Annotated in this window: 25 protein-coding genes; 2 read left to right on the forward strand and 23 right to left on the reverse strand. The window is 50.1% G+C overall.

The genetic code is table 11. The annotated features are described in order from the left end of the window. Positions 1 to 132 precede the first annotated feature (132 nt). Entirely contained in the window at positions 133 to 318 is a 186-nt protein-coding gene (gene rpmB / locus ABID13_RS07465; RefSeq protein ID WP_007864321.1) for a 50S ribosomal protein L28, read from the forward strand. Positions 319 to 496: 178 nt separating this feature from the next. Here rpmB and ABID13_RS07470 read toward each other — a convergent pair whose 3' ends face one another. The 18 genes from ABID13_RS07470 to ABID13_RS07555 form a co-directional block, all read right to left on the reverse strand. Next, the gene (locus tag ABID13_RS07470) at positions 497 to 634 is read right to left on the reverse strand and encodes a hypothetical protein (protein WP_166436606.1); all 138 of its coding nucleotides are present in this window, start codon (positions 632 to 634) and stop codon (positions 497 to 499) included. Positions 635 to 704: 70 nt separating this feature from the next. Then, positions 705 to 1,751, reverse strand: a complete 1,047-nt coding sequence (locus ABID13_RS07475; protein ID WP_048930509.1) for an NAD/NADP octopine/nopaline dehydrogenase family protein — start codon at positions 1,749 to 1,751, stop codon at positions 705 to 707. Between the two features lie 35 nt (positions 1,752 to 1,786). Next, positions 1,787 to 2,773, reverse strand: coding sequence for a uroporphyrinogen decarboxylase family protein (locus tag ABID13_RS07480; protein ID WP_195415495.1), 987 nt, complete (start codon positions 2,771 to 2,773; stop codon positions 1,787 to 1,789). A 21-nt stretch (positions 2,774 to 2,794) separates the two neighbouring features. Beyond that, positions 2,795 to 4,303 (reverse strand): tripartite tricarboxylate transporter permease, encoded by a 1,509-nt coding sequence (locus tag ABID13_RS07485; RefSeq protein WP_048930510.1) that lies wholly within the window; start codon positions 4,301 to 4,303, stop codon positions 2,795 to 2,797. A gap of 15 nt (positions 4,304 to 4,318) precedes the next feature. Continuing rightward, the gene (locus tag ABID13_RS07490) at positions 4,319 to 4,771 is read right to left on the reverse strand and encodes a tripartite tricarboxylate transporter TctB family protein (protein WP_007864311.1); all 453 of its coding nucleotides are present in this window, start codon (positions 4,769 to 4,771) and stop codon (positions 4,319 to 4,321) included. A gap of 66 nt (positions 4,772 to 4,837) precedes the next feature. Beyond that, positions 4,838 to 5,869: a tripartite tricarboxylate transporter substrate binding protein gene (locus tag ABID13_RS07495; protein WP_048930511.1), complete on the reverse strand. Its 1,032-nt coding sequence runs from the start codon at positions 5,867 to 5,869 to the stop codon at positions 4,838 to 4,840. 38 nt (positions 5,870 to 5,907) lie between these two features. Then, positions 5,908 to 6,873 (reverse strand): aldo/keto reductase, encoded by a 966-nt coding sequence (locus ABID13_RS07500; protein ID WP_007864304.1) that lies wholly within the window; start codon positions 6,871 to 6,873, stop codon positions 5,908 to 5,910. A gap of 221 nt (positions 6,874 to 7,094) precedes the next feature. Beyond that, positions 7,095 to 7,868 carry an IclR family transcriptional regulator gene (locus tag ABID13_RS07505; protein ID WP_007864300.1) on the reverse strand — a complete coding sequence of 258 codons (774 nt, stop codon included), beginning with the start codon at positions 7,866 to 7,868 and terminating at the stop codon, positions 7,095 to 7,097. A 203-nt stretch (positions 7,869 to 8,071) separates the two neighbouring features. Beyond that, positions 8,072 to 8,497 carry a GerW family sporulation protein gene (locus tag ABID13_RS07510; RefSeq protein WP_045091328.1) on the reverse strand — a complete coding sequence of 142 codons (426 nt, stop codon included), beginning with the start codon at positions 8,495 to 8,497 and terminating at the stop codon, positions 8,072 to 8,074. An 18-nt stretch (positions 8,498 to 8,515) separates the two neighbouring features. Next, positions 8,516 to 9,532, reverse strand: a complete 1,017-nt coding sequence (locus tag ABID13_RS07515) for a DUF2953 domain-containing protein (protein ID WP_045091329.1) — start codon at positions 9,530 to 9,532, stop codon at positions 8,516 to 8,518. Next, on the reverse strand, positions 9,529 to 9,873 hold the full coding sequence (locus ABID13_RS07520) for a hypothetical protein (RefSeq protein WP_045091330.1): 345 nt from the start codon (positions 9,871 to 9,873) through the stop codon (positions 9,529 to 9,531). The genes ABID13_RS07515 and ABID13_RS07520 overlap by 4 nt, the downstream gene beginning before the upstream one ends. Positions 9,874 to 9,945: 72 nt before the next feature. Further along, positions 9,946 to 11,268, reverse strand: a complete 1,323-nt coding sequence (locus ABID13_RS07525; protein WP_045091331.1) for a hypothetical protein — start codon at positions 11,266 to 11,268, stop codon at positions 9,946 to 9,948. A gap of 25 nt (positions 11,269 to 11,293) precedes the next feature. After that, entirely contained in the window at positions 11,294 to 12,547 is a 1,254-nt protein-coding gene (locus ABID13_RS07530) for a competence/damage-inducible protein A (protein WP_045091332.1), read from the reverse strand. A gap of 1 nt (position 12,548) precedes the next feature. After that, positions 12,549 to 13,091, reverse strand: a complete 543-nt coding sequence (gene pgsA / locus ABID13_RS07535; protein WP_048930512.1) for a CDP-diacylglycerol--glycerol-3-phosphate 3-phosphatidyltransferase — start codon at positions 13,089 to 13,091, stop codon at positions 12,549 to 12,551. Further along, the gene (gene rimO / locus ABID13_RS07540) at positions 13,075 to 14,463 is read right to left on the reverse strand and encodes a 30S ribosomal protein S12 methylthiotransferase RimO (protein ID WP_007864281.1); all 1,389 of its coding nucleotides are present in this window, start codon (positions 14,461 to 14,463) and stop codon (positions 13,075 to 13,077) included. Before rimO ends, pgsA begins: the two co-directional genes overlap by 17 nt. 172 nt (positions 14,464 to 14,635) lie before the next feature. Continuing rightward, positions 14,636 to 14,911 (reverse strand): DNA-directed RNA polymerase subunit omega, encoded by a 276-nt coding sequence (rpoZ, locus tag ABID13_RS07545; RefSeq protein ID WP_045091334.1) that lies wholly within the window; start codon positions 14,909 to 14,911, stop codon positions 14,636 to 14,638. Between the two features lie 31 nt (positions 14,912 to 14,942). Continuing rightward, complete coding sequence (gene gmk, locus ABID13_RS07550; RefSeq protein ID WP_007864277.1) at positions 14,943 to 15,572, reverse strand: guanylate kinase; 630 nt, start codon at positions 15,570 to 15,572, stop codon at positions 14,943 to 14,945. 41 nt (positions 15,573 to 15,613) lie between these two features. After that, complete coding sequence (locus ABID13_RS07555; protein WP_045091335.1) at positions 15,614 to 16,492, reverse strand: YicC/YloC family endoribonuclease; 879 nt, start codon at positions 16,490 to 16,492, stop codon at positions 15,614 to 15,616. Positions 16,493 to 16,702: 210 nt separating this feature from the next. On the opposite strand from ABID13_RS07555, the gene ABID13_RS07560 reads away from it, so the two are divergent. Continuing rightward, the gene (locus ABID13_RS07560) at positions 16,703 to 18,451 is read left to right on the forward strand and encodes an Rqc2 family fibronectin-binding protein (protein WP_048930513.1); all 1,749 of its coding nucleotides are present in this window, start codon (positions 16,703 to 16,705) and stop codon (positions 18,449 to 18,451) included. A gap of 139 nt (positions 18,452 to 18,590) precedes the next feature. Here ABID13_RS07560 and rpsU read toward each other — a convergent pair whose 3' ends face one another. The 5 genes from rpsU to ABID13_RS07585 all read right to left on the reverse strand — a co-directional run bounded on the left by rpsU (position 18,591) and on the right by ABID13_RS07585 (position 24,957). After that, positions 18,591 to 18,767, reverse strand: a complete 177-nt coding sequence (gene rpsU, locus ABID13_RS07565) for a 30S ribosomal protein S21 (protein WP_003504099.1) — start codon at positions 18,765 to 18,767, stop codon at positions 18,591 to 18,593. 154 nt (positions 18,768 to 18,921) lie between these two features. Then, positions 18,922 to 21,570 carry an alanine--tRNA ligase gene (gene alaS / locus ABID13_RS07570; protein ID WP_197092197.1) on the reverse strand — a complete coding sequence of 883 codons (2,649 nt, stop codon included), beginning with the start codon at positions 21,568 to 21,570 and terminating at the stop codon, positions 18,922 to 18,924. A gap of 174 nt (positions 21,571 to 21,744) precedes the next feature. Beyond that, positions 21,745 to 22,650 (reverse strand): lysozyme inhibitor LprI family protein, encoded by a 906-nt coding sequence (locus ABID13_RS07575; protein ID WP_045091337.1) that lies wholly within the window; start codon positions 22,648 to 22,650, stop codon positions 21,745 to 21,747. A 188-nt stretch (positions 22,651 to 22,838) separates the two neighbouring features. After that, the gene (gene rnhA / locus ABID13_RS07580; RefSeq protein ID WP_007864266.1) at positions 22,839 to 23,321 is read right to left on the reverse strand and encodes a ribonuclease HI; all 483 of its coding nucleotides are present in this window, start codon (positions 23,319 to 23,321) and stop codon (positions 22,839 to 22,841) included. A gap of 28 nt (positions 23,322 to 23,349) precedes the next feature. After that, positions 23,350 to 24,957, reverse strand: coding sequence for an MBL fold metallo-hydrolase RNA specificity domain-containing protein (locus tag ABID13_RS07585; RefSeq protein WP_007864264.1), 1,608 nt, complete (start codon positions 24,955 to 24,957; stop codon positions 23,350 to 23,352). Between the last annotated feature and the right edge of the window lie 156 nt (positions 24,958 to 25,113).

Here is a 25,113-nt window from a genome sequence, read left to right on the forward strand (position 1 = left end):
TATTTTCTGAAAAAAAGAAATAAATTTTTGTTTTTTCACTTGCAAATTTTATCAGATTCTGGTATCATACATTTGTTGTGGATTTTTCTAAAACATAAGAATCCAAGTAACGTGCTAAGGAGGTGCAATAGTATGGCTAAGTGTGTAATCTGTGAAAAGGCAGCTCATTTCGGTAACAAAGTGAGCCATTCCCATAGAAGATCCAACAAGATGTGGAAAGCGAACGTTAAGTCTGTTAAAGTCAAGGTAAACGGTGGGACCCAGAGAATGTACGTATGTACTTCCTGCTTACGTTCCGGCCTTGTAGAAAGAGCTTAATGAAACAGAATTCAAGTCACGGATGAAGACATTGCGAAGCTTATGACAGCTTTGGCAATGTCTTCTTTTTTGTTTTATTTTATTTCAATCAAAACATCCTAAAGAGCCACCGGGCCGCTGTCCTTCAGCAGCCTGATGGCTCCATGTTCTTCTTTTTATTCCTCTTCGATTCGCTCTATCAACAGCAAAAAAGATTATATCCCAATACAAGACAGCCGATAACGAACAGGAAGGTAAAGATTGTCTCCGGAATAAAGAGCAGAACTGCCATCCCCAGTCCGAAGCAGAACAGCATAAGTCCGCATATTCTTTTCATATCTAATCATATCCCCCATTCTGCAACAAGCTATACTTCATCATATGCAGAATTTCAGGATTCATTACCATCAATCCTTTGACAGTTCCTGCAAAATTCCTGCCGAGAAGCAGGGCGCATCTTTGGCAGCATCCACATCCAGCAAAACCCCAAAAGCATCCAGCAGCACATCAATACATGGGGTTGCCACCCCAAACATCCGCCCCAGACGGGCAATGGGCGCAATCCCAAAAGGAATATCCTCTTCCAGGTATCTGTGTTTTATGGTCCTTGGTCCTTTGCCTGATACGTATGCCTGGTTATTCTTGATTGCCTCAAACAGTGTATCGTACTTGTTCGGCCAAAAGCTGTTAATGATCTCCAGGCAGCTTTTGGGTTTCACTCCTGCTGCCCGGGCCACATCACAGCGTTCCCTGTCCGCCTTTTCCACTACCCCCAGAACCCTTTTGGTGGCAGCGTCACCGTAAAAGGAATAGTCCTCCCCATTTTCCATCCTTGTGATATTAAACAGGGTGACGGGAACGTGCATAACCGGATTGGAAGAATTGATGGACGTGCTGATCACATTTTCTTCTGGCACAAGCTGGGGAAACAGCTGCTTAAGCCTGCCGCACATTGCAGAGGTCTCAGATGCAGGGACCGCGGCAGCACCAATCTCTTTCTTGATGCTTTTAACATAGCATGCCCCCTCAGCATAGTCTGCCAGAAAAAGCATGCTGCCCGTTTCCCCAATGGTGATCTGATGGGATTTCCATACATTTCCCAGTTCCTGATAGAATTCGTAGGCTCCCCAGTTCCCGTTAAATATCAATATGTCCTGTCCCGGCCGCAGGCATCCCTTCATCTGCCGGGCCACGTCACGGTGCCCTGACGCCAGGGTCATAACAAGGACCAGCTGTGCATGCTCCAGCCCCTGCGCCAGGTCATCTGTTGTTTCCGGGCAGTAGTGTCCCATGCAGCAGCCTGTGATTTCCATCCCATGCTCCCGGATTTCATTTACACGGTCCCTGCTGCGCCCCCACATGGTGACATGTACTCCTTTGTCCATAAGATAGGCAGCAGCAGCCCTGGCGGTTCTTCCCAGTCCGATAATGGTAACGGTTTCGATCCTCTGCATTATTATTTTATCCTCCTTTTCCTGACTTGTTGTATTTACAGACCGTGAGCTGCCACAGAGGCTGCCAGCAGGTTCTTTTCCGAGGTATCCAGTTCAATGCAGCAGCCCGGCGTCAGCATAAGGCTCCTTCGCCCGGCTGTCTCCACCGCCTGCCTAAGGTGTTCCCCCACCTCATCATACTCTGCATGTTCCAGCCACTTTTCATTGATTCCGCCCAAAAAGCATTTATCCGACATCGTCCTGGCAGTCTTCATATCAGGCTCCACCCAGCGGTCATGCCAGTTGATACAATTCACCGGGTATTCTGCCAGCTGCTTAAAATATGTATTGGGACCGTGGATATGGAGAATGTTAAAAGGAGTAATGTCCGCATAAGCCTCGATCACACGGCGGTCATATGCCTCTCCAAACCCACTGTGCTCCTCCAGGGTCAGGTAATCCCTGGTGGCGCACTGAGTTGCAAAAAAGAAACCGGAAACCCCTGCATCAATATTTGCCTTTACAAAATTAATGGTTGTCTCCGTGATGGCAGCCAACGCCTTGTGGAGATAGTCAGGATAATTGCGCATATCCTCAAACACACGGCTTCCCGCCAGCTTTTTCGCAACAGTCAAAGGGCTGAATATGGTTTGTACATATGGTATATCTTCTTTCAGCCGTTTCTTCATCTGAAGGGACAGCTGCAGCTGCTTCCCATATGTACCGTACGTAGCGCTCAACGGTTCGATCTGAAGCCATTCGTCAGGCGATTCTATCCCGAATTTGCGCTCAAAGGCTGGCTGAGTCCTGGTACAAAAAAAGTCCACGCTTAACCCATAATCCTGCGCCACATAATTTCCAAAAGGCATCATCTTAATAAAATCCAGATCATACAGCTTTGCCAGATGAATCTGTTCCTCCGCCAGAGCAATCGGGTCCTGATCCAGATGAGGCAGATGATACCAAAGGCTGAAGGGCACCTTATCCACCTCCTCACCCCTGATCGCTGCCATAACTCTTTCCCTTTTTGTCATTAACTGCATGATAATAAATCTCCTTTACTTTTATACTCTCCTTTTATGTTTCCTGTACTCCTGCCACTTGCTGTACAGGGGCCATAACACCAAAAGCAGGTTAACGGTCAGCAGAAGCAGGGGTAATGGTTTAAACAGCGTGGATATCATGTCGCTTTCCAGCAAAAGCAGGGCACGCCTGAAACGGCTTTCCGCGCTGGGTCCCAGCACAAAGGCCAGAACAAAGGGCGAGGCAGGAATATCCATTTTTTCCCAACAATATGCAATCACTGCGAAAACCAGCATAAGGATCACATCAAACGTCATGTTACGGGTGGTATAGGCACCAACCAACGTAAACACAAGTATGACCGGAATCAATATGGAATTTTTGACAGTTGTCAGTTTTGCAAAATACCGGCTGCCATACAGTCCGAAAAACAAAAGCAGGAACTGGGACAGTACAATACTGATCATAAATGGATATACAATCCCTGCGTTGGTGGTAAAAAGCCGTTCACCCGGAGCCAACCCCTGTGTCAGCAATGCACCGAGAAACAAGGCCGCCGTGGAACATCCAGGTATGGCAAGGGTGATAAGCGGGATCAGTGATCCCCCTACCACAGCGCTGATGGAAGATGAAATGGCCGCTATCCCCACTTCGCTTCCATCCCCAAATTCTTCCGGATGCCTGGATATCTTTTTCTCAATTTCGTAGCACAATCCCGAAGCTGTGGTTCCTCCCGCTCCCGGCACGATTCCGATCAAGGTTCCTATGACAGAAGAACGGAGCATGGGTCCCATAAGCTTTCTTATATCTTTAAATGTGATCCTGTCCTCTTTTGCCTCCTCCTTTGACCGCTCTTTAGAGGGCTGGATCTCCGTGATCTTATCTCTTCCCGAAACCACCAGCATGATCATCTGTGAAATAGCGAACATGCCTAGTATCACGGGCAAAAGAGGCACTCCGTCAAACAGTTCCAGACGGCCAAAGGTAAAACGCTGCTCTGAGGTAAAATTGTCTGTTCCTATGAATGATACTGCAAATCCCAGGGCGGCACTCATAAATCCTTTCAGCATGGACTTCTGTGTAAGGCTTACGATCACACAGATGCCGATCAGGGTAACCAGAAACATTTCCAGAGGACCCATGGCAACCGCTGCCTTTGCCACCACTGATGCCAGGAACAAAAGAGCTAGGGAGCCCACGATCCCGCCTACAAATGCTCCGATCGTAGAGACAGCCAGGGCCCTTTCCCCCTTTCCCCTCTTTGTCATGGGATATCCGTCCCATGTCAGAAATAAAGAATCTGGTGTCCCCGGTGTATTTAACAGAATTGCTGTGATATTACCTCCAAATACACCTGAAATATAGATAGCGCCCAGGCATGCAAGGGCTGTAACAGGTTCAAGTGAAAATGTGAGTGGAAGGAATAAGGCAATTCCAGTCTCAGGCCCCAGTCCCGGCAGTGCGCCCAGGATCACCCCTACAACAGAGCCGATAAGCATCCACAATATAACATCCGGTACTAAAAGCGCCTGAATATATTCGATTATCATATCCGCACCCCCTTATCAGAATAAATTAAATATGTTAAAAACCGTGCCTTCCGGCAAAGGAACCTGAAAGATGAGCCGGAACACCACCACAACAACCGCTGTGGCAATGACAGGGACCAGGATCAACACTGCTTTGTTCCGCTGTCCCAAAAACAGCATGGTGAAGAATATAAAGAAAGGCGTACATACAAAAAAGCCGAATAACTCCGCACATATGGCGAATACCAAAAGGATCAGTACCACCGCCATACCCCTGGATGTATTTTTAAAATCGTAGTTTTCTGCCTGGTTCTTTTTCATTTTTATGAGCTGCTCAACCACCAGCACAGTGGACAGCACGATCAGTATAACAGCCACGACCGTGGGCAGAATACGTGAATCCGGCGCATCGATCCCCTTCATCTGCCAAAACATAATCCCGCTGATAACATACATAACAGCAGCCATAACAAAATTATAAATCTGCATTTGCACATTTCCTCCTCATCACAGGCATCTGGCATCTGTTATCCAGATGCCAGGTGCAATGGATCCTTAATTCCAGGGGTCTACCTCCCACTCTTTTCGGTTTGCCTTGTCGATCTCTCCCCACATGGCATAGACCTCCTCCGGAGTCTTATAGTCAATGGTAACCCCCAGCTCCTCTGCCTTTTTCGTTACCTCCTCCGAATGCATGGCTTCATCAAATGCCTTGCACAACAGTTCGTAAATATCATCTGGAGTTCCCTTTAAAGCGGCCAGTGAACGCATGGAATAGCTCTCAATATCATAGCCCAGCTCCTTAAGGGTTGGGACATCTGCCAGTGTCTCGATTCTCTCACTGGTGCCCACGCATAAGGGGATGAACACGCCTTCCTCAATAGGAGCCATCACATCGCCTACCTGTGTGACCAATGCGTCCACGTGATTGCCGCGAAGCATGGAGACAAACTCAGCATCGTTATCAATGGGTACTATCTTAAATTCCGCACCTGTTGCTCTCTGGATCTGCTTGATCAGACGCCCCTCCGAAGTATTGACACCACCACATGCCACGGAGACGGTACCCGGAGCTGCTTTCGCCGCCTCTACCAGGGCGCCGAAATCCGGATACTTCCCTGCATTCTCGCTGTTAATCAGCCATGAGCATGGGTCTGTCATGAAATTAGTGATGGGCATGAAATCCTCATAGGAAAATTTACACGAATCCCCTCTTACAAGCTTTAGGGCAATGTGGGGAGAGTGGAACATGGCCAATGTATATCCGTCATGAGGCGCATTAAAAGCAGCGGTCAGCCCCATCTCCCCCGATCCGCCTTCCTGGTTGCTGATCACAAAGGATTTCTTAAAATTGTAGTTTTTCTCTACGTACTTACACGCCACCCTCAGAAGGGCTTCCTGGGAACTGCCGGCCCCATAGGGCAGGATGATCGTGATATTCTTTTCAGGATAATCAGCCGCTGCGCCTGCGTCCGCCTGTGCCTGGCCGCCTGATGATGTGTTTGAGTTGCCCGAACCAGAGCATCCCGTAATAGAAGTTAGTGCTAATGTTAACCCCAGTATACCAGCAATAATACGTTTTTTCATCAAAATACCCTCCATTTTTTCTACGTATAATTAAAATATTATCGGTTGTACTGAACTCTTCCTCCGCTTATTTCATTCCAAACCGCATCGACCTGATCCATTGTTTCCTGGGGAAGCCCCTTTCCTCTTAATGCTGCTATATTATGCTCCAGCTGGGCAACACTGGAAAATCCTGTGATGACAGACGTGACCCACTCCCTGTTCAGGCACCACTGAAAGGCTAATTCCAACAGGCTGATCCCCAAACGGTCCGCTGCTTCCTTAAGCAGCGACACGGCATGGAAATTATCCTGTCGCCAGTATCGTTTCTGATAGGCCGGATTCTCAAACCTGGTTCCCGATGCCGGTACCTCAAACTGGTACTTTCCTGTCAGCAGCCCGCCTGCCAGGGGATTAAAGACCGTCATTCCCATTTCCTTATCCATTAAAAAAGGAACCAGTTCCCGCTCCGCATCCCTGGTCAATGCATTGTAGCATGTCTCTGATACAACCGGCATCGCCCAATGATTTCTACGGCAGATATACATGGCTTCACACAGCTGCCATGCAGCATAGTTTGACATTCCGATGTAACGCGCTTTTCCCTGACGTACAACATCGTTCATTGCCTCCAGGGATTCCTCCAGGGACGTATGATAATCCGGAGCATGAAGATAGTAGATATCCACATAGTCGGTTCCCAGCCTTTTCAGAGTTCCATCTATGCCGTCCAAAATGCTGGATCTTGAAAGACTGAAAAACGTTTTTCCCTTATAGGGATACCCCACCTTGCTTGCGACCACCGCCTCCTTCCGGGCTTTTCCCAGTGCTTTTCCCAGCATTACCTCGCTCATACCATCCACATACTGATCCGCTGTGTCAAAAAAATTGATACCCTCCTCCAAGGCCATGGCCACAGCCCTGTCCACCTCCTGCTGAGTTGAGATCTTGGATCCAAATGTCATGGTTCCCATACAGATATTCGACACCCTCAGCCCTGTTTTACCTAAAAAATTATAATTCACTGTTTAATTCCCCCTCTCTTATCGGAATTATTATTCCGTTTTATGGATTACTTTTTCCACATTGTGAAATTTATGATACTAATATACAATCTTTACAGACATTTGTCAACCATGATTTACCATCTGCAGGCAAAAAAATAAGGCCTACGCCCTGACATCTGCAGGGCTTAAGCCTTTTTACATTGATCCGCTTTCACTTTCTTTCACTCCACACCGCCCCGTTATTGGATCGGCATCAATAATTGGGCATATTGTTTCAAACACTCCACCCATTCCCGGGTCTGCTCCTGAGTAAATTGTCCGGACAACAGTTGAATACCCATGGCGCCGATCACAACGCCGGACCGGTCAGAAAGGGGAACCGCAATACAGGCTTCCCCCATTCGGTATTCCTCATCCACCAGCGCCCACCCCTGCCTCCTGATCTGATCGATATCCTCTGTCAGTGTTTCAAGGGCTGTCTTTGTCTTTGGCGTATACATGGTGGGCGTTATATTACTCATATAATGATCCAGTTTTTTCTCATCAAATCGGGATAAGATACATTTGCCGGCCGCGCAGCAATGCATAGGAATACACTCCCCCAGCCTGGGACCGCCGGGAACAGATGATTCTGTGGACTTCATCGCACAAACCACATTATGCCTGTTGGGCAAAAAGACAGACACAGACATCTTGAGTTCTTCTGAAAGGCGCTTGATAAAGGGGTGTGCTTTCTGAATAAACGTACGGTTCTCCACCGAATAGCACCCATATTCAAACAGACGCAACGTCAGCTTATAGGGTGAACTGTTGGAACTCCTCCACTCTGTATACCCCAATGCGAACAGTGTATGTAAAAGCCGGTGTACCGTACTGCTGGGCAGGCCGGTCTGCTCAGAAAGCGCAAGCAGGGACAGCCCTTCCGGGTTCTTTGCAAGCACTTCCAATATTTTAAAAGTCCTCTCAATGGACTGCACCGGCTTATAGGATTTTTCATCGGAATTGGACGACATATAATACCAACCTTCCTGTATTATTCAACTATGACTGAGTTATCGGGTTATAAGTATATCACAATCTATCCTAATTGTAAACGAATGGCAAGAGGGTGTCTGCAAACTTTGACCACTTTGACCAACTTTTCTCCCTCTCATGGCTGCAGACCAAAAAACAGCGTGACACTTAACCTGCCACGCTGCGCCTGTTTACGCCCATCCTATAGATCCACATGCTCGGTCTTTCCGGTGTCATAGGCAGCAGCCGTATCCTTAGCCGCCTGCACAGTCTCCTCCGACACAACCGGTTTGCCGCCCATAAACTTATTGATAAAATCAGGAGCCATATCGATCACCTTGGTGATGGCATCCTGGTTCTTTACATTTACCAGCTTAGTGACCCCGTTCTGGATCACCAGCACGGCGCTTGGACTCATCTTGGCGCTCATACCGCCGCCGCCCTTTTGCTTCTGCTTGCTTCCTTCCGCAAATGCTCCGGCCGCCATTCCGCAGGTTACGTCAATGAGTGGGACAATAATGGTCTCTCCAACCTGCACAGGTTCCCCCACCACGGTCTTTGTGGTGACAAACTGGTCCATGCCCTTGAATAATGTCTCTATTGTAGATGTGAACTGATTCTCTGCCATAGTATGTCCTCTTCTCTTTTATTTTATAAAACCGCGGATCATCCTGCGGGTATGTTTATCCAGATAAACCTGAAACGCCAGCCACAAAACCACGGCCAGCCGTATCCGTCCCCTGAAGCTTCCCTCTGCATCCAGTACTTTTTCATCAAACACAGGGCGCACGGTCAGCTGCTTATGGTAAAAAGGGTAGATCAGGCTCACTGCCTGAAGCACCTGGCCTGTGGTATACGGGTCATCGAAGCCAAAGGTAAGGGTTCCCTTTCCTTTTACCGGCCATATATGGGCTATAAGACGTCTGGTCTGCCTAAAAAGAAGTTTGATGGATGCCTGGTTCTTTTCATCCTCCAACCACTGTTTTTTATCCTGTACAAAGGCCTGTATCCCTTTTAGCTTACCACAAAATCCGGCAAAAGAAAACTTAAGTTTCTCCCACAAGCCCTTTATCCCGGCTGCTATGCGCTCCTGCAATGACCGGAGTTTACCAAAGATCCCGCCTGACTGATCCCGGGTCGGTGTGTCTTTTGTCACATCATCCCCCGGCGTGTCATTCCCTGACGTGTCATCCCCTTTATGACCGTCCCCACTGGAGATAGCCCCAGAAGATCCATCCCCAAGTTCTGTTCCGTCCGGACTGTCCGATGGTTTGGAAGCCCTCTCCCGGGCCGCTTTCCTGTATCTGGCCTCATCCTCCTGGAGTTCGTCATACAGGCTCTGTTCCTCGTCCCCCATCAAATCCTCTGCGCCATGCTCCACTGCTTCTGCCACGCCGCGTTTCCGCTCTTTCAGCAGGTCAAAGCCAAAGACCTTAAAGATCATCTTAAGACCGCCCTCTCTTGTGTAAAGGGCCCGAAATGACAGGATATGCAGAAACCAGCCGGCTCTCAGCACGCCCTCCGGCTTTCCATGCCAGGCGCCCTCCAGCTTATAGCGCACCGGGACAAACAAAACCACCAGCAGGACAAAGAGCAGGAGCCCCAGGATCACCAGCAGGATGATTCCGATTATTTTCAATATCATAAGCAGAATATGAATCATTGTGCCTCCTCGCAATGAGCACTTTCCCCGGACGCAGCCTTCCCGTCCCCATCGTCCAGGCAGCGCATAAAGGCATTCCAGTCAAAGGTCCCTGTGAGACGGAACATATCGTCCACCATGGTACGCACCACCTCAGCCGCTTCACCGTATCCGCTGGCCACCCCCAGGACCAGAAACTTATCCTCCTCCCGCTCCTCCTTTTTCAAAAGCAGCACAGGACGTATGTCAAGTATATGATTCCCACTCTCAGGAAGAGTAATCACATAAGTGTCCGGCATTACCTTTCCCTCCCGGATCCCTCTAAGGACATTAGGCCTGTTTTTCATGGCCCTGTCCCCCATATACAAATGCTTCCACCAGCGCATAAATCCACTCCCTGCCTTACTGCGTTTCATCCATCAGACCACAGTTTTTTACTCTTCCATCATATCGCCGATCAGCTTCATGGTAACGGCTTTCTCCATTTCATCCGTACAGCTTACAAGACTGTTTTTTACATATTCCCGCACCTCATCCAGAGATTCAAAGAAAACAGGAAGGCAGGAAAGGACCTTGGCCATAATGGCCCGGACCAGCACTTTAGGCTGGCCTTCAAAGGAACGTGCCAGTTCCTCAAAAAGGAGATCCAATTCCCCTTTGAGCACAGCGCTGTCCACGGTTTGATCCGCCTCCGGCCCGGAGGGATTCAGGGACATAAAGGAACTGCCTGACAAAAGCAGCTCCACCTGGTACAGTTTTTTTGCATCCCCTTCCTGCTTTTTCATCTCCTGCAGTTCCCGGGCGCAAAGTCCGTCCTGCATCCACTGCTCAAAATATGTTTCCTGCTTTCCCTCAAGATGTGGCAGGCTGTCCGTCACGGTTTCCGGGATCGGCTGGTTCTTTCCCTCCTCAAACAGAGAAAGAACAGTGGAAAGTATGGCGTTCAGGCGCTGCTCCTCGGATACCTCCATCATGGCGCAGTCCCTGGATATAAGAAGCACATACAGGTCATTTACCAATTCCATAAGCAGCATAAGCCGGGCAGTGTCCTCCATCAGGATTCTGCCCGCGTCCGTCATCTGCTGGGTGAGATGGCGGAACTGTTCCGGCTCCATCCCCTTGTAGTCGGCCCCCTTAAATTCCTCCAAAATGGAGTGGAGCTGTTCATACCCGGTCACCATGTCCTTTGGGGTATTTAACAATGCCTCGGAGCGCAGGATATAGATCATATCCTTTAAGCCCTCCCTGCTTCCCCCTTTATAGACGGACATGCCTTCCTCCACCAGGGAAAAAAACTTATGCTTTGTCATGCGCACAGGAAGCTGGCCCAAAACAAGGCGGATCCGTTCATTGATGGTCATGGCCTCATCCGTTTCCGTGATATAGTCCATGATGCGCTGCGTCATATCATCCTCATGGGCTGCCCCTGCCTCCGCTCCCAGAAGCTGGGGCGCATAACGGCCTTCCAGACGGTTCAGCACATATTCATATGCCTGGAATACATCCGTATATGCCGTGGCCGCCTCCATCTCGCAGGTCACCCGGTTTCTCAGTTCCTCCAGGCGGTCCACATCATGGTTTCCATCCAGGAACCCCTTTAAAAGAGCATGAAAACAAGTCCCCAGAGGAGCCAGCCGGCCGCCTAACAGCGAATCCTCAAGCGATGTCTCGTAGTACATATAATAATTCAGGGCCAGCCGCGTATAGGAGTAATTGCAGGCCGCTGACAGCTGTCTTTTGATTCTTCTTGATTCCAAAATTCAAACGCCTCCGTGATTTATATTATCTGGATGCCTCATGATCCAGTATGCACAGGCGCACCAGGTCCAGGGCTTTCATCATGGATTGTTCCCGTATCTTATCCCTGTTGCCCTTAAAATGATATTCCCTCACAGCCACATTTCCCTGTATGCAGCATGCCATATATACCAGGCCCACCGGTTTCCTGTCCGTGCCTCCCTCAGGGCCTGCAAGGCCGGTGATGGCAACACACACATCAGTGCCGCTGGCGGCAGCGCCCCCTGAGGCCATCTCCTTTGCGGTCTCTTCGCTGACCGCTCCGTAAGTTCTCAGCGTGTCCTCCTTCACTCCCAGCAGTCCCATCTTGGCTTCATTGGAGTAGGTGACCATTCCCTGCATAAATACTTGGGAAACTCCGGATACGTTTACCAGCTTTGCAGCCACCATTCCCCCTGTGCATGATTCAGCCGTGGAAATGGTAAGGCGGTGTTTCTTAAGGAGTTCCACCACCGCTGTCTCCAGGTTCACGTGTTCATCCGTGGTGTAGATCTTTTCTTTAAACCTGTCCTTGACTTCCTCCAGCACAGGCTCAATCAGCCGGCCGGCCTCTTCCTCCGTGGCGCCCCTGGCAGTGATGCGCAGGTGTACCTCCGCCGTCTTGGCATAAGTTGCAATGGTAGGATTCGTCTGACTGTCGATCAGGTCCAGAATCCTTTCCTCCACCTGGCTCTCCCCGCACCCGCATATTTTTACCATCCTGGATACCAGAACAGACTGCTGGCGCCCGGACAGCCATGGAAATACCTGCTGTTCAAACATGGGGTACAGTTCTCCCGGCGGTCCGGGAAGGAGGATGGCGGCCTTGCCGTCCTTTTCCAGTATCAGTCCCGGCGCCATGCCGTTGCCGTTGTCCAGCACCAGGGCGCCGGAGGGCACGGTGGCCATCTTCCAGTTGTTATCCGGTATTTCCCTGTATATGTTATGTTCAAAAAATGCTTCAAGATGTTTTCTGGTATGAAGATCCTCCACCAGTTCCATGCCCATGACATCTGCGCACACTTCCTTGGTCAGATCATCCTCCGTGGGGCCCAGTCCGCCTGTAAGTATGATGATGTCGGAACGCCCCAGGGCTGTCTTGACAACCTCCTTCATACGTCCGTAATTATCTCCCACCGTCACCTGGTAATACATGTCCAGACCAAGCATGGCACATTTTTCTGCCAGAAACTGGGTATTACTGTTCACAATATTGCCCATCAGCAGTTCCGTACCCACGGAAATCAACTCTACCGTCATCCTACATGCCCCCCTCTGTAAGGATCTTATAATTCTTTGCCACATAATCCACCAGTGAAATGATGGTCAGGGCCACGGCTATGACCACAGTGATATTGGTCACCATGCCCAGGGCAGGGATATTAAAAATAAGCAGGATAACAGCGATCATCTGAAAGGTAGTCTTAAACTTCCCCCAGTAGCTGGCAGCTATGACCACCCCGTTATCCGCGGCCACCAGACGGAACCCGCTGATAATGAACTCACGGCTGATGATAATGATCACGACCCAGGCCGGAAGCTGTCCCAGCTCAATAAGGCAGATCAGGGCGGAACAGACCAGCAGTTTATCTGCCAAAGGGTCCATGAATTTGCCGAAATTAGTCACCAGATTGTATTTCCTGGCAATCTTGCCGTCAAACAGGTCCGTAAGACTGGCTACAATAAACAGGACATTTGCTACAATACGCATGGTATAGTTATTGCCATGGTCAAACAGCAATGCGGCTACAAAAAAAGGAATCATACACACTCTTATAATCGTCAGTTTATTGGGCAGATTCATCATACACCTCTCCTATCAGATCATATTCAGCGGCTCCTGTCACCTTTACCCTTACAAAGTCGCCGGACATCAGTTCCACACCGTTTCCCGCCTGACCGGACCGGGAAACCGTATCTGTACTCACAAATATCATTCCGTCCACATTAGGTGCATCCATGTAAGTCCTTCCCACATAGACCGGCTCATCCACCACTTTGCCCTCGATCAGGACCGTCAGCACCTGCCCCACCATATTTTCACAGTGCTCAAAGGCAATGTCCTGCTGCAGTTCCATCAGTTCGCCCCTGCGCTCCTCCTTCAGCTCCTGAGGCACCTGGTCCGGATAGGAATAGGCTGGCGTATCCTCCTCTGCGGAGTAGGTAAATACACCCAAACGCTCAAACTCCATCTCATTGACAAAGTCCATCAGTTCCTCATGGTCGCTCTCCGTCTCTCCCGGGAACCCGGAGATCAGGGTGGTCCTGAGAGCGATATCCGGCACGGCACGGCGAAGGCTGCCTATCCGCTCGGTCAGTTCTGCCCGGTTGGTCTTGCGGCCCATGCGCTTTAAGATCCGGTCGCTGGCATGCTGGATGGGGATATCCAGGTAATGGCACACCTTTTCCTCGGTCCGTATGGCCTCGATCAGCTCGTCCGTAATTTCCTCCGGATAACAGTACTGGATCCGGATCCACTGGATGCCCGGGATCTTTCCAAGCTCATGGAGAAGCCTTGGAAGGGATTTCTCACCATAGATATCCTTTCCGTATAGAGTTGTCTCCTGGGCCACCAGGATCAGTTCCTTTACCCCGTCCCTGGCCAGCTGGGATGCCTCCTCCACCAGTTCTTCTATGGGTACGCTGCGGTAAGGTCCTCTGAGATAAGGGATGATGCAGTAGGTGCAGCGCTTATCACATCCTTCAGAAATCTTTAAAAATGCATAATATCCTCCGGTGGTCACCACGCGCTTGGCCTTGGCGTCAGGCAGTTCCTCCAGTCCATGGAAACAGGCAATATGAGTATTATCTTCCCCTTCCAGGACCTGCTCCAGCACTTTGGCTATCTCCTCATAGGAAGTGGTTCCCAAAATGGCGTCCACCTCCGGTATCTCGTCAAGGATCTCCTGCTTATATCTCTGAGCCAGGCAGCCCGCCACGATCAGCGCCCTGCACCGCCCCTCCTCCCTGTACCGGGCCATTTCCAGGATCGTGTTGACGCTCTCCTCCTTGGCATCCCCGATAAAGCAGCATGTATTGACAAGGATCACATCCGCCTCAGTCTCATCATCTGTAAAGGTAAGGCCCAGGCCGTTTAACAGCCCCAGCATTTTCTCCGTATCCACAAGGTTCTTGTCGCATCCCAGGGATACACAAAATAATTTTATGTTTTCCATATATAAAATTTACTCCTAATAAACATTTAAGCCATCCCTGTCTTAGGGCATGTCTGAAATCCTCTTTCCGCCAAAGGTGTGTCACACTTGGGGAACGGATGTTCAAACAGGCTCCAGCGCAGCACCGGGCATGACCCTGTCTGCTGCACTGTACAGGAGACGGCTTATGATTTTATGCGTTCTGGTTCTGGTCCTGATCTTCCTCTGACACTTCTTCCTCTTCAGGAAGGATCTTTACCTTCTGATGATACAGTTCATCAATAGCAATGGATAAGGGCTTCTTCCCTGCCGCACCGGCCACCATGGGGTCCTCCCCTCCGATGATCTGTCTGGCCCTTCTGGAGGCTGCTATCACGATGGAATAGCGGCTCTGTACAACCGGCTGCTCTCCCGGCTCGATATCGCTGTTTACTACGTCAATTAAATCTGTGTATGATGGATGTAACATATTACATTCCCCTTTCAGTTTTTATATTTGATCACCTGTCATCCAGGTGGTAGAGATCCTCCCGCATCCTGCTGAGGAAATCCAGATGGTAAGATGTCTTGCTGTGCTGAAGCTGGATCAGCTGATGCATCTGCTCCACACAGGGCTGGATCTCATCATTGATCAGCAGATAGTCGTATGCCTCCATGCCTGCCGCTTCCTCAGCCGCGCGGCGCAGCCTTGCATTGATCACCTCTATGGTCTCTGTTCCTCTCCCTACCAGGCGGCGGCGCAGTTCCTCCGCGCTGGGCGGTGTCACAAACAAAAGCAGGGCGTCAGGGAAGCGTTTCTTCACCTTCAGCGCGCCCTGGATCTCGATCTCCAGGATCACGTCCTTGCCCTCGGACATCTTCTTGTCAACGTACTCCTTGGGAGTCCCGTAGTAATGGTTCACATACTGGGCATACTCCACCAGTTTGTTCTCCTCTATCATCTGTTGGAAATGCTCCCTGGATACAAAGAAATAATCCTCCCCATCCCTCTCGCCTTCCCTTGGCTGTCTTGTGGTAGCTGATACAGACAGCGCATAGTTGTCATACTGCTTCAGCAGTTCCTTCATAAGTGTTCCCTTGCCTGCACCGGAAAACCCGGATACAACCACTAATATTCCCTGATGGCTCATGGTATACTCCCCTGACTTTTCAATGTTCTGATGGTATCAGCCTATTCAATATTCTGTATCTGCTCCCTGACTTTCTCAATCTCGGTCTTCAGAGCAATTGCCTTGTCCGAAATGGAGAGATCCGTGGATTTAGACAGGATGGTATTGGCTTCCCGGTTCATCTCCTGGGCGATGAAATCCAGCTTGCGGCCAATGCTTTCCCCGCTTAAGAGTTCCTGCTTTGTATTTTCAATATGACTTCTGAGACGAACGGTCTCCTCGTCCACGCAGATCTTATCCGCAAAGATTGTAACTTCAGCCGCAATCCTTCCCTCGTCAATGGCCGTTGTGCTTAACAGGTCCTGCACCTTTGACTCCAGCTTGGCCCGGTACTCCCCAAGTATCTGGGGCGAACGCTCCTCAATGTAGTCCACCAGACCGGTCATGTAATCCAGTTTTCCTAACAGGTCTTTCTTTAAATGCTCACCCTCCGCTTCCCTGGACCGGACGAACATTTCAGCCGCCTCCTCAAGGGCAACGGACAGGATCTCCCAAAGATGCTCCTCATCATCCGGAACCTGCTCCATGGAGAAGACCTCCGGAAACTTGGCAAGTGTGGAGACCTTGACGTCATTTTGTATGTCAAATTCTTCTGCCATCCTGTTGAAATAGTCCATATATTCAGCTGCCAGCGCCCGGTTATACTTAAGGCACAGGTTGCCCTCTGTATAATCCTCGTAATTGATGAACAGGTCAACCTTTCCTCTCTGGATATATTTCTTAAGAAGGGTCCTGATCGAAGCTTCAAAATAATTGAACTTCTTTGGCATCTTAATACTCAGATCCAGATATCTGTGATTCACGGCCTTCATTTCGACAGAAATCTTATATTCATCGGTTATATTCTCGCACCTGCCGAAACCAGTCATGCTTTTTAACATAACGAGTGCCTCTCTTTCGCTTTTATCCATAGTTAGATAGTATTATAATTCATCTGGGGATTCAAGTCAACCAGTGTATTGTAAGAAAAATTCTTGCCCTTTTCTTATGCCCCATTTTATGATATCCTTATAATCAATGGCCATGGCAATGGACAGGCTCTTTTTTACCGGGCCTTCCTGCCAAAACAGGCCTGACAGGAGTGTGTATTTATGGCATTTGACGGTATTACCATAGCCAGCCTGGTACATGAGTTTAAGAACACCCTGGAGGGAGGACGCATCTCCAAGATCGCCCAGCCCGAAAAGGACGAACTGCTCATTGCCATTAAAAATAACAAGGAGAATTACAGGCTTCAGATTTCCGCCAGCGCAAGCCTTCCCCTGATCTATCTCACGGCAGGGAACAAACCCAGTCCCATGACGGCCCCGGGCTTTTGCATGCTGCTGCGAAAGCACATCGGCAGCGCAAGGATCGTAACGGTCAGCCAGCCCGGCCTGGAACGCATCATCCAGTTTGAACTGGAGCACCTGGATGAGATGGGGGACCTTTGCAGGAAAAAACTGATCGTAGAGATCATGGGAAAACACAGCAACATTATTTTCTGCAAAGAAGACCAAACCATTATCGACAGCATCAAGCATGTGTCCGCCCAGGTAAGTTCGGTTCGTGAAGTCCTTCCCGGAAGGGCCTACTTTATCCCCCAGACCATGGCAAAGGAAGACCCTCTCACCATCTCTGCCCAGGATTTTGCCCGCGCCATCGGCGCCGCGCCCATGACCGTACAAAAAGCCCTTTACAACCGTCTTACAGGCATCAGCCCCATCATGGCGGAGGAGATATGCCATCTGGCATCCATTGATTCAGACCAATCCGCCAATGAGCTTACCGAAACTGAGATGATCCACCTGCACCGCACCTTCAGCCTGGTGATGGAGGATGTACGTGACGGTCATTTTTCCCCGACCATCATATATGATGCCGATGGACCTGTGGAGTATGGGGCATTTCCCCTGACCTGCTATGAGGGGGCACAGTACCGCATGGAGACCATCCCCTCCATCAGCAATCTTTTGGAGAACTACTATTCCTCCCGCGACATGGTCACCAGGATCCGCCAGAAATCCTCAGATCTGCGCCGGATTGTCCAGACCGCGCTGGAGCGCAATTATAAGAAATACGACCTGCAGCTCAAGCAGCTGAAGGACACGGAAAAAAAGGAAAAATACCGAATTTACGGAGAACTGCTCAACACCTATGGTTATGAGCTTGTGGGAGGCGAAACGTCATTTCGCTGCCTCAACTATTACACCAACGAAGAGATCACCATCCCCCTGGATCCCCAGCTTTCAGCCAAGGACAATGCAAAGAAGCATTTTGACAAATACAACAAGCTGAAGCGGACCTATGAAGCCCTCGCCGGCCTGACCCTGGAGACAAAAGCTGAGATCGACCATCTGGAATCCATCAGCTCCTCCCTGGATATTGCGCGGGGGGAGGACGATCTGGTCCAGATCAAGGAAGAACTGATGGAGTACGGTTATGTAAAGAAGCGCAGGCCCAGCGATAAAAAGCCCAAGGTCACCAGCAGACCCTTCCATTATCTCTCATCAGACGGCTACCACATCTACGTGGGGAAGAACAACTACCAAAATGAGGAACTGACCTTTAAACTGGCCACCGGAAACGACTGGTGGTTCCACGCCAAAGGCATTCCCGGTTCCCATGTGATCGTCAGGTCCGAGGGAAAGTCGGAACTTCCCGACCGTGTCTTTGAGGAAGCCGGCTCCCTGGCCGCCTACTATTCAAAAGGCCGGGACAATGATAAGGTGGAGATCGACTATATCCAGAAGAAGAATATTAAAAAAGTAGCCGGTTCGGCTCCCGGTTTTGTTATATATCATACCAACTATTCCATGGTGGCGGAGCCGGGCTGCAGCCTGAAGGAAATAGAATCATAAAAATGAGGGCGGATGATTCCACAAAACGGAACTCCGCCCTTATGTGCGTTTAAACGCGAAAAAAACAGCTGGCCGCCGTGACGGATCACGGTAACCAGCTGATTTCTCTTACACCTAACAAGCTAATCCGGATTACGGATTAGTTGTATTTACGCTTACGAGCAGCTTCAGACTTTTTCTTACGTCTTACGCTTGGCTTCTCGTAATGCTCTCTCTTACGAATTTCCTGCTGAATGCCAGCCTTTGCACAGTTTCTTTTGAATCTGCGTAAAGCACTGTCTAAGCTCTCGTTATCTTTAACAATTACGTTTGACATCGCTCACACCTAACCTCCCTCCAGTTGTGTAATTGTGCATAATACAACTGTTTGGGTATTTTTCGCACTGCTATGATTATAGCATAAAAATACCATACGTCAAGAATAAATTTATAATTCTTACAGTTATTTTGCATTTTTTTGGTGATCGGGGCTATTTTGTCTGTTCCTGAACCACTTCAACGGCCTTCTTAAGGGCATCCTCAATGCCTGCAGGATTCTTTCCTCCTGCCTGAGCCATATTGGGACGGCCGCCGCCACCTCCGCCCACAAGACCGGCAATGGCCTTGATCAGGTTTCCTGCATGGGCGCCCTGCTTCTGGGCACCATCGGTTGCGGTTGCCATCAGGTTCACCTTGCCGTCCTGTTCAGACGCAATTACAACCACACCCTCGCCTAATTTATCCTTTAACTGGTCGCCCAGGCCACGCAGGCCGTTCATATCCACTCCCGCCACTCTGGAAGCCAGAACCTTAACCCCGTTTACTTCCCTTACCTGGCTCATTACATCTCCCAGGGAGTCCTTAGCCAGTTTGCTCTTTAACTTCTCGTTCTCAGCGTGAAGGGACTTGATCTCATCCAGCAGGGCCTCTATCTTGGTAGTGAGAGAAGCGGGGGTTGTCTTAGCGGTCCTGGCCGCCTCATGAAGCTCGGCCTCAACCTCCTCATAATGCTTCATCAGCCCCTCTGAGGTAAGGGCCTCAATACGCCTTACTCCAGCGGCAATGCCTGTCTCTGAGAGGATCTTAAACGAGGCAATGTTGCTGGTATTGGCAACATGGGTGCCGCCGCAAAGTTCGGTGGAGAAATCACCCATCTCAACTACACGCACACTGTCACCGTACTTCTCGCCGAACAGGGCCATGGCGCCTGTCTTTTTGGCTTCCTCCAGGGTCATGATCTCGGTCATGACAGGGAGGGCAGCCTGGATCTCCTCATTGACCAGGTCTTCCACTTTCTTGATCTCTTCAGCAGTCATGGCTGAGAAATGTGTAAAGTCGAAACGGAGCCTGCCTGCATCCACATAGGAACCAGCCTGCTCCACGTGGCCTCCCAGAACGATCCGCAAAGCCTTCTGGAGAAGGTGGGTCGCACTGTGGTTCTTACAGATAAGGGCGCGGTTCTTTTTGCAGACCGACAGGGTGACTGCATCATCCACCTGGAACATTCCCTTTGTCATAACGCCCACATGGCCCACTTTGCCGCCCTGCAGATGAATGGTATCCTCCACCTTAAACGCTCCGTCCGGGCTGGTGATCACACCCACATCGCCCTGCTGTCCGCCCATAGTGCCGTAGAAAGGAGTCTGATCCACAATAATGGTCCCCTTCTGTCCATCGGTGAGGGCCTGGACCAGCTCGTCCTCCGTGGTCAGGACCGAAATCCTGGAATCAGCAGTCAGCCTGTCATAGCCGATAAACTCTGTTGTGATCGCCGGATCGATGGACTGATAGACAGTCACATCAGCTCCCATATAGTTGGTAGTCTTGCGGGCTTTTCTGGCCTTATCCTTCTGCTCTTTCATAGAGGCAGTAAATCCGTCCTCATCCACCCCGTATCCCTTTTCCTCCAGGATCTCCTTTGTCAGGTCCAGCGGGAAGCCATAGGTGTCGTATAATTTGAATGCGTTGGCGCCGGACAAGGTTGTTCCCCCGCCGCTTTGCATCTCCTCTTCCATCTCACCCAGGATCATAAGTCCCTGGTCAATGGTCTTATTGAACTTGTCCTCTTCCTCGGAGAGCACCTTAAAGATCATGGCCTGCTTCTCCTCCAGTTCAGGATATCCATCTTTGCAAAGTTCTATTACGGTTCCGGACAGGTCCGCCAGGAACTTTCCTTCAATCCCCAGTTTTCTCCCATGGCGTGCGGCACGGCGCAGAAGGCGGCGCAGCACATAACCTCTGCCCTCGTTGGAAGGCATGATACCATCGGAAATCATAAAGGTGCAGGATTTAACATGATCTGCCACAATACGCAGGGATACGTCCGTCTCATGGTCCTTCTGGTACTGTGTATGAGCCAGTTCGCAGACGCGGTCCAGCAGAGCCTTATTGGTATCCACTGTAAACAGGGAGTCCACGCCCTGGACCACAACAGCCAGGCGCTCCAGTCCCATGCCTGTATCAATGTTCTTATGCTCCAATTCCGTATAATTCCCATGTCCGTCATTGTCAAACTGGGTGAATACATTATTCCACACTTCAATGTAGCGGTCGCAGTCGCAGCCCACCGTACATCCGGGCTTACCGCATCCATAAGCCTCACCCCTGTCATAGTAGACCTCTGAACAGGGACCGCAGGGGCCTGAACCATGCTCCCAAAAGTTGTCCTCCTTACCGAATTTAAATATGCGCTCAGCAGGAATACCAATCTCCTTGTTCCAGATCTCAAAGGCTTCATCATCATCCAGATACACGCTGGGATACAGCCTGTCAGGATCCAGTCCCACCACATCGGTCAGGAACTCCCAGGTCCACCGGATCGCCTCGTGCTTAAAGTAATCCCCAAAGGAAAAGTTGCCCAGCATCTCAAAAAAGGTGCCGTGCCGTGCCGTCTTGCCAATATTCTCAATATCACCGGTACGGATACACTTCTGGCAGGTGGTCACCCGATTTCTGGGCGGAATCTCCTGTCCGGTAAAATATGGCTTTAAGGGGGCCATACCTGAATTGATCAGAAGCAGACTGTTATCATTATGCGGGACCAGGGAAAAGCTCTTCATTGCAAGATGTCCCTTACTCTCAAAGAATTCAAGGAACATCCGGCGGAGCTCATTCACGCCGCGGTACTGTGGTTCTTTCACTTTATCTTCCTCCATATCATAACATCATAAATTACATAACCGTCATTTTACCATATTGGCATATATTTATCAAGACTCACTTAACAAAATAAGCGGGAAAACCAACGAATTTTCATTGATTTTCCCGCTGTTTACCAGCTTCATCCTATCTGGTTGGATCTGCGTTCCCTATGCCTACTGGCCCGACACTGAGGTGGACGCTTCTTCCTTGGGAGCGGTCTTCACTCCGTTTGCATCCTCATACCGCCCGGCCAGCTCATATGCCCTGTCCCTTGTAAGACTTACCAGGGTGGCCGCGTATCCGATGCCCTCCACTGATACGCTGTTCTTTCCTGAACTCTCCGCCGCTTTGGCATCCCTGCTTTTCATCCAATCCTGCTGCTCTGCCGCCAGTTTGGCAGCCTCCTCATCGCCCAGAGACTCAAGAAGTGAATTATAGATGGTGTTCATCTCGCTTTCCCACATCTTCAGTTCTGTCTCGGCTGATGTTTTGATAGAGTAGACATTGGAATCTGTTTCCTGCTCCCGCATCTTCTGGATCTGGGTATCCAGGTCCATAAGGCGCTGCTTGTAATCAACCATCCGATACGACCTGATCTCCCCGTTTTTGGCTCCTGTAAGAGGCGATATGGGTACTGCCTCCACCGGGACATCATCATCTGAATATATCTGGGCAGCTTCTGCTTCTGCCGCCTCTGTTGAAGCGCCTGTCTCATCAGATGCAGCCATGGTTTCATCTGCGTGGGACTCCTCCATTCCATCGGCCGCAGCCGCCGGTGCTGCGCCGGGTCCCGGGGGGGCCGATGCAGCCGAGCTTAAGCTCCTTTCAGACGGAACGGCTTTCTCTGCAGCCGTTCCTCCCGCAGCCGCCCCTGGAGCCGCTCCTCCTTCCGCCGCCCTATCCTGTACTTCAGGAGCAGACGCAGGGTTGGGTGCTCCTGCAGGGATATCACCTGCCGATGCTGCTGCCTCCATTGTTACTGATGCCTGGTTTTTCACATAATATTTGGTGTAATGGGTAACACCAGTGCCTATGACCAGAATGCAGCCAATCACAATCCATATTCGTTTATCTTTCATAGTCACACTTCCCTGCCATTGTCTTGTAATAACATTATCACAAAAAATCGGGAAATGGAATATGCAGACAAAAGGAGTAATAGATTGTAAGAGATATGTAAGAAACTCCGGATCACGGTCCGGAGTTATCTGTCTGTATCGGCCTTTCCCTCAGCGCCGGGGCATAGCCCCAGGTATGTTGAGAAAAATCAATTTTCAAGACCCTCGTCTATCATTAGTCCGCTGCCGTCAGCTGCCGAAGTTGCCAGCTGGTCACAGCGCTCATTCTGCGGATGGCCTGCATGTCCTTTGACCCAGATGAATTCCACACGGTGCGGTTCCTTTGCCTTTAAAAGACGCTTCCACAGGTCAATATTTTTCACCGGACCACTTTTCCCCCGGTTCCACCCCTTTGCGATCCAGCTGTCGATCCACCTCTGGTTAAACGCATCGGTCAGATACTTGGAATCGGAATACAGCTGTACCTCACAGGGCCTGTTAAGCGCTTCCAGCCCCACAATGGCGGCCATCAGCTCCATCCTGTTGTTGGTGGTGCGCACATAACCGCCGGACATGGTCTTCTCATGAAGCTGTCCTTTGCTGTCTGTGAAATGCAGGACTGTCCCATAACCTCCCGGGCCGTCAGGATTGCCTCGGGCCGAACCATCCGTATAAATCTGTACTTTACTCATGTATCAATGTCTCCTGTCTGTACTGTCTTTACCTGTCCCATTTATTACAAAGGGCCAGTATCTGTTCTGTAAAATGAACCAGGTCTTTATTTGTGCCGCCCTGATTACGGCTGATCACATCCATAAGAAGCCTGCCCGCATCCACAAGGCGCGTATACACGCCGGTTGCCTTACGTTTTGCTGCTGTTTCTTTTTCGATCAGCACAGGTTCTGCCTCCTTGATCCAGCATCCCCTGATCAGGTCATACTGGGAACCGGAGTAGGGTGCCCTGGCAGCCAGCTTCAGCTGGGTGTTAAGAACATCTGCAAACGAAGTGCAGGACTCCTCGTCCCCGTGGACTACAAATACATAGCCGGGTCGTTTCTCAAAAGATGAGATCCAGGTGATCAGTCCGTCCCTGTCCGCATGGCCGCTGATGCCGTCCATGGTTTCAATATGAGCCCTGACATCAATCTCCTCGCCAAAGATCTTCACCGTCTGGGCGCCGTCCTGAAGCACCCGGCCAAGGGTACCTTCCGCCTGGTAACCTGCAAACACAATGGAACACTCCTGTCTCCACAGGTTGTGCTTGAGATGGTGGCGGACGCGTCCCGCATCACACATGCCGGCAGCAGATATAATCACCTTAGGCGTCATGTCAAAGTTGATGTTTTTGGATTCTTCACTGGTGATGGAGAGCTTCAGTCCCGGAAAATCAATGGGGTTGATTCCGCGTTCCACCAATGCCTTGGTTTCCGCATCATAACACTCCATCATATTCTCCTTAAACACATGGGTGGCCTCCACTGCCAGGGGACTGTCCACATAAACTTCAAACCCGTCATGCCCCTGGATCAGCTTCTCATCTTTGATGTGGCGGATGAGATACAGCAATTCCTGGGTACGCCCCACTGCAAATGCGGGGATCACGACATTGCCGCTGCGGTCCAGTGTTTCCTGGATGATACGGGCCAGGCTTTCCACATGGTTGACATCCTTTTTGTGGTAGCGGTTGCCATAAGTGGATTCCATGACCACATAATCCGCTTCACTAATATATTGGGGATCCCTGATCAAAGGCTTGTTCTTGTTGCCGATATCACCGGAAAACACGATCTTTTTTGTCTTTTTGTCCTCCGTTGCCCAGATCTCAATGGAGGCAGAGCCCAGCAGATGGCCCACGTCTGTAAACCGCAGGGTCAGGTCGTTATTGAGTTTAAACTCCTGGCCGTAAGCCACTCCCTCAAAATGCTTCAGGACGCTTTCCGCATCCTCCATTGTATAGAGCGCTTCCACCTCCACGCGGCCGGCTCTGCGGGCCTTGCGGTTCTTCCACTCAGCCTCCATCTCCTGTATGTGGGCGCTGTCCTTTAACATGATATTACAGAGATCCACGGTTGCATAAGTGGCGATCACCTGTCCTCTGAACCCCCTGGCATAGATCCAGGGCAGCATGCCTGCATGGTCGATATGGGCATGGGTCAGGAATACATAGTCGATCTCACGGTAGCTCACAGGCAATTCCGCGTTCTGATAGACATTGTTTCCCTGTTCCATGCCACAGTCAATTAATACCTTTGACGCCCCAACCTCCAGGAAATGGCAGCTCCCTGTCACCTCATGATCCGCCCCGATAAATGTTAGTTTCATCTGCATTCTCCCCTCTGCGTACTATATAGTCTTACTCCGTGAATATTCTGTCAATTATTGGTACAGTATACCATATTCTCAATAAGAATGCAAATAGTATCGTTATATTTACACAATTTTCTGTGAAATGTCATGCTTTCAACATTTCCCTGGGCCAATGTT

The organism is Enterocloster citroniae, from assembly GCF_040545455.1.
GTDB lineage: Bacteria > Bacillota > Clostridia > Lachnospirales > Lachnospiraceae > Enterocloster > Enterocloster citroniae.